General features: G+C 38.8%; 19 protein-coding genes and 1 pseudogene. 11 read left to right on the forward strand and 9 right to left on the reverse strand.

The features are described from left to right. Nucleotides 1–10 precede the first annotated feature (10 nt). From F909_RS19110 to F909_RS19085, 6 genes are read left to right on the forward strand one after another with little or no spacing between them, the layout of a single operon-like run. On the forward strand, nucleotides 11–1,969 hold the full coding sequence (locus F909_RS19110; protein ID WP_005144987.1) for a hypothetical protein: 1,959 nt from the start codon (nucleotides 11–13) through the stop codon (nucleotides 1,967–1,969). Beyond that, complete coding sequence (locus F909_RS19105; protein ID WP_005144989.1) at nucleotides 1,962–2,192, forward strand: hypothetical protein; 231 nt, start codon at nucleotides 1,962–1,964, stop codon at nucleotides 2,190–2,192. Before F909_RS19110 ends, F909_RS19105 begins: the two co-directional genes overlap by 8 nt. 56 nt (nucleotides 2,193–2,248) lie before the next feature. Beyond that, complete coding sequence (locus tag F909_RS19100; protein ID WP_005144990.1) at nucleotides 2,249–2,533, forward strand: phage holin family protein; 285 nt, start codon at nucleotides 2,249–2,251, stop codon at nucleotides 2,531–2,533. Continuing rightward, the gene (locus F909_RS19095) at nucleotides 2,517–3,026 is read left to right on the forward strand and encodes an endolysin LysAB3 (RefSeq protein ID WP_005144993.1); all 510 of its coding nucleotides are present in this window, start codon (nucleotides 2,517–2,519) and stop codon (nucleotides 3,024–3,026) included. Before F909_RS19100 ends, F909_RS19095 begins: the two co-directional genes overlap by 17 nt. After that, nucleotides 3,026–3,322: a ubiquitination-like system serine protease family protein gene (locus F909_RS19090; RefSeq protein WP_005144994.1), complete on the forward strand. Its 297-nt coding sequence runs from the start codon at nucleotides 3,026–3,028 to the stop codon at nucleotides 3,320–3,322. Before F909_RS19095 ends, F909_RS19090 begins: the two co-directional genes overlap by 1 nt. Nucleotides 3,323–3,324: 2 nt before the next feature. After that, nucleotides 3,325–3,684 (forward strand): hypothetical protein, encoded by a 360-nt coding sequence (locus F909_RS19085; RefSeq protein ID WP_005144995.1) that lies wholly within the window; start codon nucleotides 3,325–3,327, stop codon nucleotides 3,682–3,684. Here F909_RS19085 and F909_RS0120060 read toward each other — a convergent pair. Next, complete coding sequence (locus tag F909_RS0120060) at nucleotides 3,649–4,332, reverse strand: hypothetical protein (RefSeq protein WP_050559980.1); 684 nt, start codon at nucleotides 4,330–4,332, stop codon at nucleotides 3,649–3,651. The two genes, F909_RS19085 and F909_RS0120060, sit on opposite strands and share 36 nt — an antisense overlap. Before the next feature lie 26 nt (nucleotides 4,333–4,358). Between F909_RS0120060 and F909_RS19080 the strand changes: the two genes are divergently transcribed. Then, nucleotides 4,359–4,601 (forward strand): Rz1-like lysis system protein LysC, encoded by a 243-nt coding sequence (locus F909_RS19080; RefSeq protein ID WP_005144997.1) that lies wholly within the window; start codon nucleotides 4,359–4,361, stop codon nucleotides 4,599–4,601. Nucleotides 4,602–4,619: 18 nt separating this feature from the next. Here F909_RS19080 and F909_RS19075 read toward each other — a convergent pair whose 3' ends face one another. From F909_RS19075 to F909_RS20645, 5 genes and pseudogenes are all read right to left on the reverse strand, one after another. Continuing rightward, entirely contained in the window at nucleotides 4,620–5,249 is a 630-nt protein-coding gene (locus F909_RS19075; RefSeq protein ID WP_005144998.1) for an SEC-C domain-containing protein, read from the reverse strand. A 48-nt stretch (nucleotides 5,250–5,297) separates the two neighbouring features. Further along, nucleotides 5,298–6,116 (reverse strand): hypothetical protein, encoded by an 819-nt coding sequence (locus F909_RS21465; protein ID WP_005145000.1) that lies wholly within the window; start codon nucleotides 6,114–6,116, stop codon nucleotides 5,298–5,300. Beyond that, on the reverse strand, nucleotides 6,116–6,337 hold the full coding sequence (locus F909_RS19065) for a hypothetical protein (protein ID WP_005145001.1): 222 nt from the start codon (nucleotides 6,335–6,337) through the stop codon (nucleotides 6,116–6,118). Before F909_RS19065 ends, F909_RS21465 begins: the two co-directional genes overlap by 1 nt. 5 nt (nucleotides 6,338–6,342) lie before the next feature. Next, a pseudogene (locus F909_RS19060) lies at nucleotides 6,343–7,383 on the reverse strand (DUF4113 domain-containing protein); the annotation flags it as partial. Continuing rightward, nucleotides 7,334–7,630 carry a hypothetical protein gene (locus F909_RS20645; RefSeq protein ID WP_005145003.1) on the reverse strand — a complete coding sequence of 99 codons (297 nt, stop codon included), beginning with the start codon at nucleotides 7,628–7,630 and terminating at the stop codon, nucleotides 7,334–7,336. The gene F909_RS20645 and the pseudogene F909_RS19060, both read right to left, overlap by 50 nt. 304 nt (nucleotides 7,631–7,934) lie before the next feature. On the opposite strand from F909_RS20645, the gene F909_RS19050 reads away from it, so the two are divergent. Together F909_RS19050 and F909_RS19045 are read left to right on the forward strand one after the other, a co-directional pair. Next, nucleotides 7,935–8,234: a DUF4258 domain-containing protein gene (locus F909_RS19050; RefSeq protein ID WP_005145005.1), complete on the forward strand. Its 300-nt coding sequence runs from the start codon at nucleotides 7,935–7,937 to the stop codon at nucleotides 8,232–8,234. An 8-nt stretch (nucleotides 8,235–8,242) separates the two neighbouring features. Then, nucleotides 8,243–8,704 (forward strand): helix-turn-helix domain-containing protein, encoded by a 462-nt coding sequence (locus tag F909_RS19045; RefSeq protein WP_005145006.1) that lies wholly within the window; start codon nucleotides 8,243–8,245, stop codon nucleotides 8,702–8,704. Nucleotides 8,705–8,733: 29 nt separating this feature from the next. On the opposite strand, the gene F909_RS19040 is transcribed toward F909_RS19045, so the two are convergent. Together F909_RS19040 and F909_RS19035 are read right to left on the reverse strand one after the other, a co-directional pair. Beyond that, nucleotides 8,734–9,945 carry a tyrosine-type recombinase/integrase gene (locus tag F909_RS19040; RefSeq protein ID WP_005145007.1) on the reverse strand — a complete coding sequence of 404 codons (1,212 nt, stop codon included), beginning with the start codon at nucleotides 9,943–9,945 and terminating at the stop codon, nucleotides 8,734–8,736. A gap of 246 nt (nucleotides 9,946–10,191) precedes the next feature. Next, nucleotides 10,192–10,566 (reverse strand): diacylglycerol kinase, encoded by a 375-nt coding sequence (locus tag F909_RS19035; RefSeq protein ID WP_005145008.1) that lies wholly within the window; start codon nucleotides 10,564–10,566, stop codon nucleotides 10,192–10,194. Nucleotides 10,567–10,756: 190 nt separating this feature from the next. Between F909_RS19035 and F909_RS19030 the strand changes: the two genes are divergently transcribed. Together F909_RS19030 and epmA are read left to right on the forward strand one after the other, a co-directional pair. Continuing rightward, on the forward strand, nucleotides 10,757–11,824 hold the full coding sequence (locus F909_RS19030) for a 4-phosphoerythronate dehydrogenase (protein WP_005145009.1): 1,068 nt from the start codon (nucleotides 10,757–10,759) through the stop codon (nucleotides 11,822–11,824). Next, on the forward strand, nucleotides 11,821–12,804 hold the full coding sequence (gene epmA / locus F909_RS19025) for an EF-P lysine aminoacylase EpmA (RefSeq protein ID WP_032877461.1): 984 nt from the start codon (nucleotides 11,821–11,823) through the stop codon (nucleotides 12,802–12,804). Before F909_RS19030 ends, epmA begins: the two co-directional genes overlap by 4 nt. Before the next feature lie 14 nt (nucleotides 12,805–12,818). Here the strand turns inward: epmA and F909_RS19020 are convergent, their stop codons facing one another. Further along, nucleotides 12,819–13,946: a helix-turn-helix transcriptional regulator gene (locus F909_RS19020; RefSeq protein ID WP_005145012.1), complete on the reverse strand. Its 1,128-nt coding sequence runs from the start codon at nucleotides 13,944–13,946 to the stop codon at nucleotides 12,819–12,821. Between the last annotated feature and the right edge of the window lie 35 nt (nucleotides 13,947–13,981).

Below are 13,981 nucleotides of genomic sequence, written 5' to 3' on the forward strand. Positions count from 1 at the left end.
AGGTGTGCATGTGTCAAATTACATTCCACCTGATGGCAATCAAGTAAATCTAAATTTCACCGAATTAATAGGTGATATTAATTCACATAACGTTGTATTGAACTTTGGTGCTGATGAGGTTGCTACAGCGAGTATTGATGCTGTTATAACCACAGCATTCATAGCTGAATTAAAAACAATTCAAGGTAATTTCGCTCAATTCGATTGTGTTGTTGCAACTGGTTTTAATGCTGAAATTGAAGCTGTAACGATTGGTCAGTTATGTACAGTTGATACTGTTATTAACACAGGTTTTAGTTCGGTAATTACTACGCATTTCGATATTAATTTCCTTCGTGGCCTCAACCATTTAAGCGTATTTGAATATCAAAGATCATTGCCAGCACTGCTAGAAAATCATCTCAGGTTTGGTAAAGCAATCATCAAGGCGCATAACAGCGCCTTTATTTTTGAGCGCGGTTTAACGATCTCAAACGCTGTAATTGTAGGCTTTGATAAATCCACTTTCTTGCAGCGAATGGTGAGGGCTGTTTTTGAAGAAACCACAGGATTATCGAGCACTTCAAAAGTGGTTTGGCAGGAAAACGATAAACGATTTATTTCTCGTAATTTGGTGTTTGAAGAATCTGAAAAGCTTCTGATCAATCGGCAGACCACATGGGATGAAATGATCAGAAAACATAAGAAAATTACGTTTAGTCATGAAGTCGCAGCAGTGTTTGAAAAGCGGTTCACGTTTTTGCAGGACAAGGGCTTGGAACTGGTCACAGCCGATTCTATCCCATGGGATGTAGCAAGGGCAGTCTATTTTAGAAAAACTAAAGTAGATCCAATCGAGCCACAGCCCAAGCCCGAATATGTTGGTTCACCAGATCTTAATTTCGTATGTTTATGTCATGACTTAGATCCGCATAACCTTATTTTAAATTTTGGTGCTGATGAGTGCCTTCCAAACTTAGCACCCGTTGACTGGTGGTATATCGTGAATGAAATCAAAGTAACCCGGTTAGACAACGGGCAAGAAATCAAAATCTATAGCGGTGATTACAGCACCGATCGCAGCAGTTGGAGTTGGTCCTATAACCTAACCACTCCATATTTTGAAAAGCCTAAAACTGAGCCGATTGATGGGAAACCAGTGATTTTAAAAATCATGATCAATGGCAATGAGCACCACATGTTACTTGAAAACATTTCACGTTCATTCCAATTCGGTAAAGAAGTTTATAAGCTATCTGGACGTAGTCCAACGGCAATACTAGATGCGCCGTATTCACCGACACGCTCATTCACTCAGGAAAATGAACGTTCTTCAGTTCAACTTGTTCAAGAGGAACTTGATCGAGTGAATAGCGATATTGTTTTGAATTGGGATCTGATTGATGCCTTAGGTTGGATCTTACCGCCTGAGAGCTTGAGCTATTCAAATCTAACACCCATTGCCGCGATCAAATTGATAGTAGAGGCTGCAGGTGGCTTTATTTACAGTGAGCCTGCAAGTAATACCCTAACAATCAAACCGCGCTATAAAAAGACCTGGTGGGATTCAATTGCGATCGATGATTATGATCGCTTAGTTCCTCAAAGCGTTGTCACGGATCAATCCACCAATTATGAGCCTTATCCTGACTACAACGGCGTATTCCTTACCAATGATCGCAGTGGTGATACAGGGCAGGTCAAACGAGTTGGCACTGCAGGTGATGTGCTTCAAGAGTCGATCAATAGCCCGTTACTCACTTCAACCACAGTGATGCATAGCAAAGGCCGTGAAGTACTGGCTAAAGCTGGTCTAGTTGAAAACCACAGTTTATTGATGCCAATCACGCAAGAAATTGGCTTGTGTTTACCTGGTGAATTGGTCGCGTTTAACGGCGATTGGTGGGGCACAGTTGATAGTGTGAGTGGTTCATTCACTCACAAGCTTGTGAATCAAACCGTATCAATTGAGAGGGTGAATCGTGAGTAATATCTTCAATCGCTTCTTTGATATGTTGCCGAAAACGCCTGAGTTTATCGGGACCATACAAAGTGCAGATCATCCAAATTACAAAGTCTTGGTGGCAGATGGTACAGGGCTTGTGCTTTGTACCAGTGCTACAGTTTTTAGCGAAGGAGCCAAAGTATATATAAGTGGTAATGAAATAAAGAGAAGTGCGCCCACGGGCGTTGTATATCAAATCGAAGTATAGACTTAATGAAATAAAAATAGCCGCTTAATTGCGGTTTTTTCTTTTGGAGAAAGAACGTGTCTGAGCAAGCACAAAACATCATAGAGGCTAGCGCAACGGTTACATCTGGCGCAGCCAAAACAGCAGTTGGGGGCAGTGGAGCATTATTTGTGGGGAAGGTATTCGGGTTAGATCCAATTACGGCCATTGGTTTATTAATTGGTTTGGGCGGCTTTTTAATTAGTATTTTTAGCTTTCTGGTTGGTTGGTGGTACAAGCGGAAAGATGATAAACGTGCTCAAGAGATCCACGAATTAGAGAAAAAGGCATGGTTGGAGAAGATTAATGCAAAACAAGACTAAGTTATCGGTCCTTTTATTGGCAGCTTCGGCTGCTTTTTTTACGGCTGTAAAAGTAGATGAAGGGTATACAGCTAAACCTGTTATTCCTGTGCCTGGTGATCGACCAACACAAGGACACGGCGCAACCTTCAAGCCTGATGGTACCGCCGTGAAAATGTCAGATCCACCAATTTCGCGAGCCACCGCAGATAAATGGTTGCGCCACGATGTGGCCAAGCGTGAGATCCCATTCAAGAATTCATTGAAGGGCGTGAAATTATCCCAAGCTGAATATGATGTGTACTTAGACTTTTCATATCAGTATGGCACAACAGCATTTGCGAATTCTTCAATGCTTCGCAACTTAAAAGCAGGCAATTACAAAGCTGCTTGTGACTCATTGCTGAAATACAAGTATGTGGCTAAGCGTGATTGTTCAATCCGTTCAAATCGCTGCTACGGCGTTTGGACACGGCAATTAGAGCGACATAAGAAATGTATGGAGGCACAGTGATGGCCGAATTCACCAAAGTAAGCCATGTCTTACTTGAATCAAATGGAATTTATTTTATTGAATGCCCTGGTTGTAAAAACTTACACCCGTTGCATGTTGGCCAACAGCACAAGATTCGATGGGATTTTGATGGGAACTTAGAAAAGCCAACATTCTCGCCGTCTCTGATGGTCAATGCTGGTCATTCACATCAATGTCATTCATTCATCCGAAATGGCCAGATCCAATTCTTATCAGATTGTCACCATGCTTTGGCAGGGCAAACAGTAGATTTGCCTGAGGTGGAGGAGCTTTAAAAATGTGGATAGTTGTAGCAGCAAAATTTTGGCGAGAAATCATAATCGGGTTTCTCGCTTTTTTTCTGGTTATCACATTGGCTTTACTCAATCACAAGATTGGCCAACTTAAAGAAGCTGACCAAAAGTGTAATGAGCAGATCCAAAAAATAGAACGTGCCCAGGTTGAGGCTTTGGCCAAACAACAAGACAAAGTAAATAAAGTGAGTGCTGATTATGAAAAGCAAAGGTCAGAACAACGTACAAAAGTCGAAACAGTTACACGTACAGTGCAAAAGATCGTGGAGCGTCCTGTTTATCTCAATCGCTGTATTGATGAGCAGGGACTAAGTATTATCAATAATCTTATCGATGGATCTTAAAGGAGTGGGCTTATTGAATTTGTGATTATTCTTACTAAGTACTCTATCAATAGGCCAACCCATTTCTAAGCGTTTCCGTAGAGTAATGACCCGAACGTCTAAGAATTTTGCCCAATCTGTGATTATCATTTTTCTTCCACCAAACTCATAAAGGACAGTATTAGTTTTATTTCTGGCTTGTTCCATGGGGGTTGCCCATCGGCAGTTTGAAGGCTCATAGTCACCATTAACATCAATACGCTCTATTGTGAAATTCGTAAATTCAGGACATCCCATATCTTCAAGGAATAGTTCAAATGAATTCCATCGATCACACATCTTAATGCCTCTAGCACCGTACTGATGATAGTTGGTGTCATTTGGGTTTGTGCATCTTTGTTTTGCAGAGGCCCATGATCTGTAAACACGTGTTTTTGAAAGCTTATGTGATGAGTTTAGGTTTGAAAAATACTCACTCTTATAACAACCACAAGAAGGTATTCGATCTTTCCTTCTAAGATTGTCCGCCATCATATCCTTAAAATTCCCGCACTCGCACTTACAAACCCAATATGTTCTGTTTTTTTTGTTTGGGGAGGTTTTTGTGTAATGCGAAATTGCTGTCAATCTACCAAATTTTTTACCAGTCTCATCTTTAAAAGCACTCACTTTATTCTCATTAAGGTATTAAAATTATGTTTAAATTATGCTTTATTTATATAGCTTTGGCAATTATGTTGACGGGTTGCAGCAAATCAACAGCCTTATACAAGCCCGTGATTCCAGCTAATCTTATGCAACCATGTGAAAAGTTCAGCACACTTGATGATGGGGTGGGTAAAGTTATTACCTTATGGGCAGTTGATACAGTTGCTAAAGGGAATGAATGTGCTGCTAAAGTGGATGCATGGATAGGAATTGGAAAAGCCCTCAGGTGAGGGCTTTCTTTCTTGATGTTAAATCTTGTGACACCATTTCGCCTTTTTCCCACTTCCACAGATGCATGGATCATAGTTTGTAAGTGGTTTAATTAGCTTATTTAGTTCTAATCCCAATATAAACAATGCATGCATTAAATTCTCATATTCTCTAAGTTCCAGAGGATCCGTTATATGAACTTCGCCATGAACTAATTTTCGATTACCTCTATTATTAAATTCGTACTCATAGTCTTTAACTTTTAAAAAATCATGTACGTTTCTATTATTAGTTAAAGGTAATCGAATATTATTTCTCTGAAAACCCTCATAAATTAAGTCTAATTGTGGTAAAAATAAAATATTTTCAGTCTTGTTTGGGCGATAATTTAAATCTAAATAATCACCTTCCTGTGATTTCCAGATGGCATGGAATTCTGCTTCAATGAAAAGGTTAGGCTGTTCCCATAGTGACCATCCATTAATTCTTTCCCCTCCATGTTCTTGAACGTATTGATCAACCAAAGGAAAACACTCATTTTCGACTCTCAATTGGTTTGGCTGGCATCTAACATAAAAAGGTTTTATCTCAGAATTCATTTTTTTTAATAAAGCCTTTACAGGTTCACCTTCTATACAAGGTGTAAGTGGAACTATAGGTTTTGTCATAAAATTCCTGTCATTAATACTTGTGCTTTAAATAACTATAAAACAATTTTAGCTGCTTTTACTTTTTTTGATTTTTAAGTGTTCGATACAATAGTCTTGGATTTGATTATGAATTTTAATTGTTTCTTCAAGCCAAGTTTCATAAGTAACGAATTTTAACTGATTATCGATATTAGCTGCTAATGCATCTTCTTTAAATACATTTAAGATTTCTGAAATGTCAATAAGTAATGAACTTTTTCTATTTTCAGAATATGGTCTAAAAATATCAAAAGATCTTGATGAATTATAATTATTTGTATTTAAGTCATTGTCCTTGTTGACTAATTCATAGTATCTTCTATATCTTGTAAAAAATAATTCACGATAAAAATCCTCCATTGTGAAGCAATATTTATCAAAAATATTGTATAGGTTTATTAACTTCTTATCTCCTTTAATTTCACTGTAAATTTTAATATTTGGGAAAAGACTGATAATTGATTGAAACATATCAATTCTTTCCCTTTCTAAATAATTAGTCTTAACAATAAGATTACTATCAATTTTCTTTAGATTTTGTGAGTCTGACCTTATTTTATGTAGTTCAATAAATATGGGTTTAAGGTCAATTAGAATATTTGTTAACAAAGAGTTTTCTAAATCATAATTTTTTTCATCTCTCCAATCATTAAATAAGTAAGCTGCTACTGCAGCCGCACCTAATGTGGCAATAGCACCAAAGATACTTCCTGTAGTTGAAAGGCTGTCTTGGATAGTCTTTAAATCGCCCCAATAAAAATAAAATATGCTAATAACACTGAATATAAGAATAAAGATTATCAATCCTATAAACATGATACTTACAGCAGAAGTACTTTTATTCATTATTCACCCACCGTACCAATAACTGGTATTAATTGCGGTCCAGCCAATCTAGCCTTTCCAATTATTTCTAATAGCTCATCATAAGATAATTCAAACTTATCTTCACTATCAAAAACATACTCAATATTCTTTCCTTCCAATTCTGGCGGCTTCTCAGGCACAAATCGTTTCGGAATAAGCATCTGTGCAAGTTGTTCGTTCGTTAATTTAAATAAATGCATGGGAGTTATCCTACTCGAAAGAGTTCTGACCAATTTGTTAAATAAGAAGGTGAGCGGCGGTTCTGATTCATCTGCCAGATAGCTTGCGTGTCGTTGCATAGGCCTAGTGAAACATGATCCTTGCCGTATTTAGCTTTGATTGCTTCCATTGTCTGAGATAGCTTTTCACGCTCATATCGATGCGTGTAATCAGTGAATAGATCCGGAACAAATTTAGATTTATGAATTAACTCGAGTAAAACGATACCGGCCTTTTTATACTTAAAGCCTGGCTTATAAATCTGATCAATTCCTTTCATTGCCGCACGTGTTATCTCGAGTAAATCATCAGTATATTCATGCATTTGTACAATGATATACGGCGAGTATTTTTCATCTTTGTTGAATTTACCTGTTTGAATAAAGACACCTACCAACTTGCATAACGACTCATCATTTCGCATTCTTTCAACGCCTCGAGTCACGAAAAGCCGTACTGATGACTTGATATCATTCTTCTCATAAACAGGGTGGCCATACGATCTGCTACTGATGATTTGCTTTTTAGATGGTGAATCCAGCTCGATGTCGATACATGAAACGCCTTGCAGCTCACGGACAGTTTTTTCCATCACAATTGAAAAGCTTTTCTTAATCTCTTTCGGATTTGACTCAATCAGATCCAGTACAGACTTAATGTTCATTAAGTTTAGTTTCTTACAGTTTTGTCGGCCTACGCCCCAAACTTCACCAACGTCCACTGCAGCAAGTAATTGTTCTGCAGAACAAGGGTCCATCTCTGCTAAATTACATACACCATCAAAATACTTATTTTTCTTCGCAATATGATTTGCGATTTTCGCCTCAGTTTTGCTGCGCCCAATTCCAATGCAACACGGCAAGCCAAGCCACTGCTGAGCCTTCATTCTCATGTCTTGAACGTATGCTGTTAAATCATAGTTTTTCGCGTAAGTTGTTAATTCTATGAAACATTCATCAATACTATAAATCTCTTGCTCACCTGGCGCGACATACTGGCCAAGCATCAACATAAAGCGCCGTGCCATTCTCAGCATAACGGAGTGGGACTAAATACATAGAAACTTCAATCTCTCCAAATTTAGCAGTCAGTTGTCTACCACCATTCCCTTCTGAAACACTTCCTTTAGGGAAGGAATCGGTAAAGAATTTTTTTAAGTCATTTTCATGTTTCTTTAGCAATTTTTTAATTTCTTCGTTTTGAGCTGTATCTAATTTAATTTGTTCTTCAATTTGTTGTGCTTCCGCTTGAATATTATCTAAATTAATTTTCATTGACTTTTTATACCTTAGTTTATATGGGAAAGTTATATATATGGTTGGAAGCATTTTTTTAAAGTGTTCGCGTAAGTTTTTGTGAAATGCTTTAACACAACTACACATTCGATGCTAACTACGACAGGCTGCGGCGCATAATACGCTGAAAATGCGGTGAAAATTACGCAATCAATTTCATTGCATGTTGACACTTTACCTTAAGTACGGTATTGACTTCGGCCTCTATTACGACGTATATTAGCATCACACCGTCAATTTTTGACGGTTATTTCTTCTTAACTTTTACCGCTTCGGTGTTTGTATGTGTTTAACCTTTAATGAAGCTAGACGGAAGCTGAAAGAGTTTGCAAAAGACACTAGTCGAATTAAGTTTACAAAGCATGCAAAAGAAAGAATGAAGGAGAGAGATATCTCGACAAAGCAAATTTTATGTTGTTTTGAACATGGAGATATTACTGAAGGACCGTACCCAAATACTCGTGGTGATTGTCAATTGAATGTATCTGTTCGCACTGCAGGCGAATACATAACAACTTCAGTTGCAATTAAAGAATCCGAGAACGGAGATTTTTCAGTAGTAGTTACTACATTTAAAGAGTAGGCTAAATTATGTATCACTATGAAGAAAGTGGCTTGAGTAATGTTTGGCTGCAAAATGGTTTTACTATAGAAGAAGATGAAGAATATGGTGAATTAGTATCTATTTCATCTGTTCATGAACTTCATAATGCTATTGGTCTTTATTTAATTACACAAAAGCCAGAATTAAATGGTGAAGAAATTCGATTTCTACGCAAAGAGTTAAACCTATCTCAAAAAAATCTTGCAGGTTTGTTGGGAGTTGGTGAAACTAGTGTAAGAAATTGGGAATCCGATCGTGGCTTAATAGGACGTCCTACAGAGTTATTGCTACGCGCATTATACAAAGAACAAGTGCATGGTGATGGTAAGCTTAGGAAGATGATTGAGGATTTAAATCATCAAGAAAGGACTCTTGTTTGTGACGAAATTAAATTCTCATATGGGAATAACCATTCATGGCACCATAATGGAAATATCAATAGATTATAAAAAAACCTCCTTCGGGAGGTTTTTTTATACTATTTCCCCCAACTATCAATATGATCAGCCCACCATTGCATCATAACTTTACGGTCATTGAGCCATTGTGCGTGATTGTAAGAAGCTCGTGTCTTATTATCTGATGCATGTGCTAGTTGCAACTCCACCCAATCAAGATTAAATCCATTTTCATTGGCTACGGTTGAAGCTGTTGCGCGTAATGAATGCATAGTAAATTCAAAATTCATGTTTTGTAATGCAGTATTCAGTGTTGTTTTACCCATCATGCCGCCATCTTCACCAGGGAAAATATACTCGCTGTTTGGGTAGAGGGCATATTGTTCTTTAAGTAAATCGATCATCTGATCAGATAGAGGAACTATGTGTAAGCGATTCTTTTTCATGTTCCTCTTACCCGCCAAAATATCAGCCCTCGATACTGCTGGAATCGTCCAAGTACGGTCATCAAAATTAATAAATTCTTTTAGACCTCTACGGATCTCAATACTTCTCAACCATGTGTAAGCTGCGGCGGTAATCGCATTTCTAGTGCTGGTAAGCCCACCATAATTTCTCAATCTAGTATGCAGCTCACGTTTTTCGATTTCAGTGAGTGGACGAGCATGAATGATTTCAGGTTTTTTTAAATACCCTCTTAATGCATATGTTGGATCTATAGAGATGCGTTTAGTGATAATTGCATATCGCATAACCTCACCAATCATTTGGCGTACAAATATGCCTCGGGTTTCTCCAGTGCCTTTTCCAGTCTTTCTGATTCTGGAAGTTGTACTATCCAGAACAGTTTTAATATCGATTGAATCAATCTCATGAATTGGTTTGCTACCAATAATAGGGAACACATCTCTATTAAAGTAGCTGTTACGACGCTGAAACCATTCCTCAGATTGCTGTCCCTTTTTGGATTCCATATATTCAGCAGTTACTAAAAAGAATGTTCCGTTACTGGCTTTAATCGCTTCAAGTCGTTCATGCTGAAGAAAGCTAGATGGATCTGTACCATCTGCTAACTGTTTACGATATTCTAAAGTTTTTAAGCGCGCTTCTGCTAAAGTTGTACCAGGGTATTGACCAATGGTTAGCATTTTTGCTTTAGTAAGGAAGCGATAACGATAACGCCAGAACTTACCACCTGATGGGCGGATCTCTAAACACAATCCTGAATGATCTGCAACACGGTAAATTTTTTCTTTGGGTTTTAACTGCTTGATTTTAAGATCGTTTAACATGATGTGTGAGTAAGGGTGTTTTTAAGCGGCGTTACTCACAATCTTACTCACAAATTTTAGTAATGTCATGTAATACTAGGTTAGACTAGGTTAGATTAAAAAAAACAAACCATAGAGAAAATAAAGTTTAGGTAATACAAGGTAATAGAACGTTATTACCACGTTAGGCATGATGTAATTACATCTGCGTCTAGATCAGAAAAATCCCTGCTTAGGCAGGGATTTTTTTATGCGTAAAATGAAAGTTTATCGAAATAAAATAATCATCCACGTAAAGAAAATAATCGCCAAAGAAACAAATTGTGCAGCACTGCCCATATCTTTGGCATTTTTAGACAGCGGATTTTTTTCCAAAGAAACACGATCCACAACAGCTTCAATCGCTGAGTTAAAAAGCTCGACAATGATTGCCAATAAACAGACAGCAACCATTAGGGCTTGTTCAACTGCGGTGACATGTACGAAAAAGCTCATCGGGACCAAGATTACATTAAGTAACAGGATTTGTCGGAAGGCAGCTTCATGGCTAAAAGCAGCTTTAAATCCCGCGATTGAATAACCTGTGGCATTTAAAATCCGCTTAATGCCACTTTTGCCTTTATAGGGAGAGTATTGCGTCATTACGATAGAGGAATGAGAGAAAGGCTTATTATAAGAGCAAAGATGTTGCAGTAAATTGGCAATATGTCGCATGCGTGTACGATGACCCACAGCTTTCTGCCATTAATCTCTACAAAGCTTGCATTTATAAATTGTCAATTTGTGCTGTGCTAAGGATAATAAGCAGAGATTTATTGATGGAAGGTTCTGCATGAAAATTATCGCAGATGAAAATTTGGCATTTACCGATTATTTCTTTGCGGAATTTGCAGAAATACAGCACCGAGCAGGGCGTACCCTGACCCATGCGGATGTACAGGATGCCGATGCACTTTTAGTTCGCTCCGTCACCAAAGTGAACCATGCTTTGATTGATCAGAGCAAGATTAAGTTTGTGGGGAGTGCAACGATTGGAACCGATCACCTTGATATTCCAGCCTTAGAACAACAACATATTGCTTGGAGTAATGCAGCGGGTTGTAATGCGCAAGCAGTCGCTGAATATGTGATTACCGCGTTATTACATTTAGATATTAATCTCTTGGAAAAAAATAAAGCCTTTACTTTAGCCATTGTCGGTTTAGGAAATGTCGGCAGTCGTCTTGCCGTGATGGCACAATTGCTTGGCTGGAATGTAATTGGCTATGATCCTTATGTGCAATTAGGCGGTATTGAAAATGTTTCCTTTGATGCGTTGTTAAAACGTGCCGATGCCATCTCAATTCATGTGCCACTCACTGTGTCTGGTGATTTCCCGACTCAGCATTTATTTGATACAGCAGCTTTGGCTGCAATGAAGCCATCCACCATTTTAATCAATAGTGCGCGTGGTCCAGTGATTCAACAGTCTGCATTAATAGCAGATATTATGGCGACGCAGCGTCAAGTTGTTCTAGATGTATTCGAGTTCGAACCTGAAATTTCAGAACAGTTATTAGACATGTTGGCATTAGCGACTCCGCATATTGCGGGTTATAGTCTGGAAGGCAAAGCTAGAGGGACACAGATGATCTATGAGGCTTTTTGCCAGACATTTGCTTATGATGTTACAAAGCGATTCGAGAGCCAGTTACCAAGTGTCGAACAGTATTTTGGGCAGCAAGATGTAAAAGCAGTGCTTAAACAGTATATGACTCAGATTTATGATATTACTGTCGATGATCAACAACTTCGTGCCTGTATCCAAGATGGTAAAGTAGAACAAACAGCATTTGATTTACTTCGTAAAAATTATCCTTTGCGCCGTGAATGGGCTGCACACGGTGGGCCAAAAGCATGAGTCAAGATATGAAAAACTACCAACCGACTTGTTCACTTGAGGCCTTAAAAGCGCGTGCTGAGATGTACAGCAAGATTCGCCAGTTTTTTGCTGAGCGTGAAGTCCTTGAAGTGGAAACACCCATCCTATCACAGGCCGGTGTGACGGACGTGCATTTGGCTTCGGTTCAAGTGCAGCGTCATATTCATGGCAAAGTAAATACTCATTATTTACAGACCTCACCCGAGTTTCCAATGAAACGGTTATTGGCAAGTGGCAGTGGGGCAATCTATCAAATCTGTAAAGTATTCCGTGATGATGAGCATGGCCGTAAACACAACAGTGAATTTACCATGCTGGAATGGTATCGTCCGGGTCTGGATCTAAAGGCATTGATGCATGAAACTGCGGACTTGTTAGAAACATGCTTGGCACAGCGCTTTGGTGAAATTCGTCCAGTGGTTCTCAGTTATAAGCATGCCTTTCAGGATCGTCTGGATATTAATCCGTTGCAGGCAACCTTAAAACAACTCAAAGATACGGCTCATCGTGTCGGTCTGAATCTTGATTTTGGTGATGATCGTCTGGGGTATATGGACTTGTTATTTTCGCACTTTGTTGAGCCAAGTTTAGGCTTTGATGCGCCCGTATTCTTAACCGATTTTCCACCTGAAATGGCTTCATTGGCCAAAGTGAAACAGGATGAAGATGGAGAACTGGTTGCAGCACGTTTTGAGGTTTATATCGAAGGTTTAGAATTGGCAAATGCCTATGATGAACTTTTGGATGCGTCTGTGTTGGCTTCACGTTTTGAAGCAGATAATGCAGAACGAACCCAGCAAGGTTTGCCTGTAATTCCGACCGATCAGTATTTGTTGGCTGCTTTGCCGAATATGCCAGAGTGTTCAGGGATCGCTTTGGGAATTGATCGTTTACTGATGGTTGCCATGAATCAAGTCAAAATTGAACAGGTCATTGCCTTCCCAGCAGAGATTGCCTAAGGCTTTTTTAATATTTATAGAAGTTGCATCAAGAGTTGCATCAATTCACTTTGGCGATGCGTTCGGGTTTTTTTGAAAATTGATTGTAGATGCTTCTTTACTGTATCGGCTTGAATTTGATGTGACAGGGCAATTTCTTTGGTGGTTTTGCCTTCGAGAAGTTGCTCACATATTTTATGTTCAACCGGCGTAAACATAAACAGCTGGGTACAGATGTCTTTCTGATATTTAGGTTTCTGTTTTAATCCAGAGAAGGTTGCAAGCAAGACGGGACGAAGGCCGAAAATCTTATGGGCTTTTTCTGGGCTGAGCAGGTCAAGGGTTAGGAATAAATGCTGGTCGAGTACGATGATTTTGCTACGTTCGTGATCTGCTTGTTGTTGATGATTTTTATAATTACGTTCCAGTTCAATCAGATTCTGGTCAAATTGTTGCTGATGTTGCTCATTTAAAATAAAACGACGCTGTTTGATTTGAATCTGTTGATGATCTTGCAATAATTGCTGAGCTTCAGAATTGATCTCTAAAATATCGCCATTCAGGTTAATAATCGCAATTGGTTGATTCATTTTTTGGATCAGCTGTGACCCAAGCAGGGTCATGGTGGAGTATTCAAAATGATGGCGATATTGTTGGATCTTCTGTTGTACCATCGGTAAAATTTCATGAATTGGCTGAAGTTCACTACAGCTTAATGCACCACGTTCAGGGCTGGTCAGAAAAGCCAGTAAGACACAGACTTTGTGGTCATAAATGATTTGTATGGCTGAACAGAAGCGTAAATCCAGAGGCTGTAGTACCCGTTGGTAAACTTGAGTCTGTGTGATTTCGTGCTCTTGAAAATGCTGAGAGCAATGCATCCATCCTGTCATGGGGGCCAAAAGCATTTTCTTTAAACGCGGGTCATCATCTATGGCTAAGCGGATTTGGGTCAGTGCGGCTTGTTCGAGTTGATTGGAATCAAAATTCACGCCGTGATGGACACTGAACGAAAGTGCTTGTACTTCTAGATCAACAGCCAATAGTTGCGAAGCTTGCACATCAAAATAGTGATTCAGTTGCTCTAAGAAAATCATCCAATCATCAGCATGCTGAACTTTATTTAAGATGTCCATGACTGGGCTGTGCTGGCTTAGAGTCATCTAAAATCCCATCGAAAAATAGAATATATTCCATA

The organism is Acinetobacter sp. ANC 3929, from assembly GCF_000369405.1.
Classification (GTDB): domain Bacteria; phylum Pseudomonadota; class Gammaproteobacteria; order Pseudomonadales; family Moraxellaceae; genus Acinetobacter.

Excerpts from the sequence above, each read along its gene's own strand:
- F909_RS19085 (WP_005144995.1), top strand. The coding sequence starts at position 3,325 with ATGTGGATAGTTGTAGCAGCAAAATTTTGGCGAGAAATCATAATCGGG.
- F909_RS19080 (WP_005144997.1), top strand. The coding sequence starts at position 4,359 with ATGTTTAAATTATGCTTTATTTATATAGCTTTGGCAATTATGTTGACG.
- F909_RS19035 (WP_005145008.1), bottom strand. The coding sequence starts at position 10,566 with ATGACGCAATACTCTCCCTATAAAGGCAAAAGTGGCATTAAGCGGATT.
- F909_RS19050 (WP_005145005.1), top strand. The coding sequence starts at position 7,935 with ATGTGTTTAACCTTTAATGAAGCTAGACGGAAGCTGAAAGAGTTTGCA.
- F909_RS19040 (WP_005145007.1), bottom strand. The coding sequence starts at position 9,945 with ATGTTAAACGATCTTAAAATCAAGCAGTTAAAACCCAAAGAAAAAATT.
- F909_RS19045 (WP_005145006.1), top strand. The coding sequence starts at position 8,243 with ATGTATCACTATGAAGAAAGTGGCTTGAGTAATGTTTGGCTGCAAAAT.
- F909_RS19065 (WP_005145001.1), bottom strand. The coding sequence starts at position 6,337 with ATGCATTTATTTAAATTAACGAACGAACAACTTGCACAGATGCTTATT.
- F909_RS19030 (WP_005145009.1), top strand. The coding sequence starts at position 10,757 with ATGAAAATTATCGCAGATGAAAATTTGGCATTTACCGATTATTTCTTT.
- F909_RS21465 (WP_005145000.1), bottom strand. The coding sequence starts at position 6,116 with ATGAATAAAAGTACTTCTGCTGTAAGTATCATGTTTATAGGATTGATA.
- F909_RS19075 (WP_005144998.1), bottom strand. The coding sequence starts at position 5,249 with ATGACAAAACCTATAGTTCCACTTACACCTTGTATAGAAGGTGAACCT.
- F909_RS19090 (WP_005144994.1), top strand. The coding sequence starts at position 3,026 with ATGGCCGAATTCACCAAAGTAAGCCATGTCTTACTTGAATCAAATGGA.
- F909_RS20645 (WP_005145003.1), bottom strand. The coding sequence starts at position 7,630 with ATGAAAATTAATTTAGATAATATTCAAGCGGAAGCACAACAAATTGAA.
- F909_RS19020 (WP_005145012.1), bottom strand. The coding sequence starts at position 13,946 with ATGACTCTAAGCCAGCACAGCCCAGTCATGGACATCTTAAATAAAGTT.
- F909_RS19095 (WP_005144993.1), top strand. The coding sequence starts at position 2,517 with ATGCAAAACAAGACTAAGTTATCGGTCCTTTTATTGGCAGCTTCGGCT.
- epmA (WP_032877461.1), top strand. The coding sequence starts at position 11,821 with ATGAGTCAAGATATGAAAAACTACCAACCGACTTGTTCACTTGAGGCC.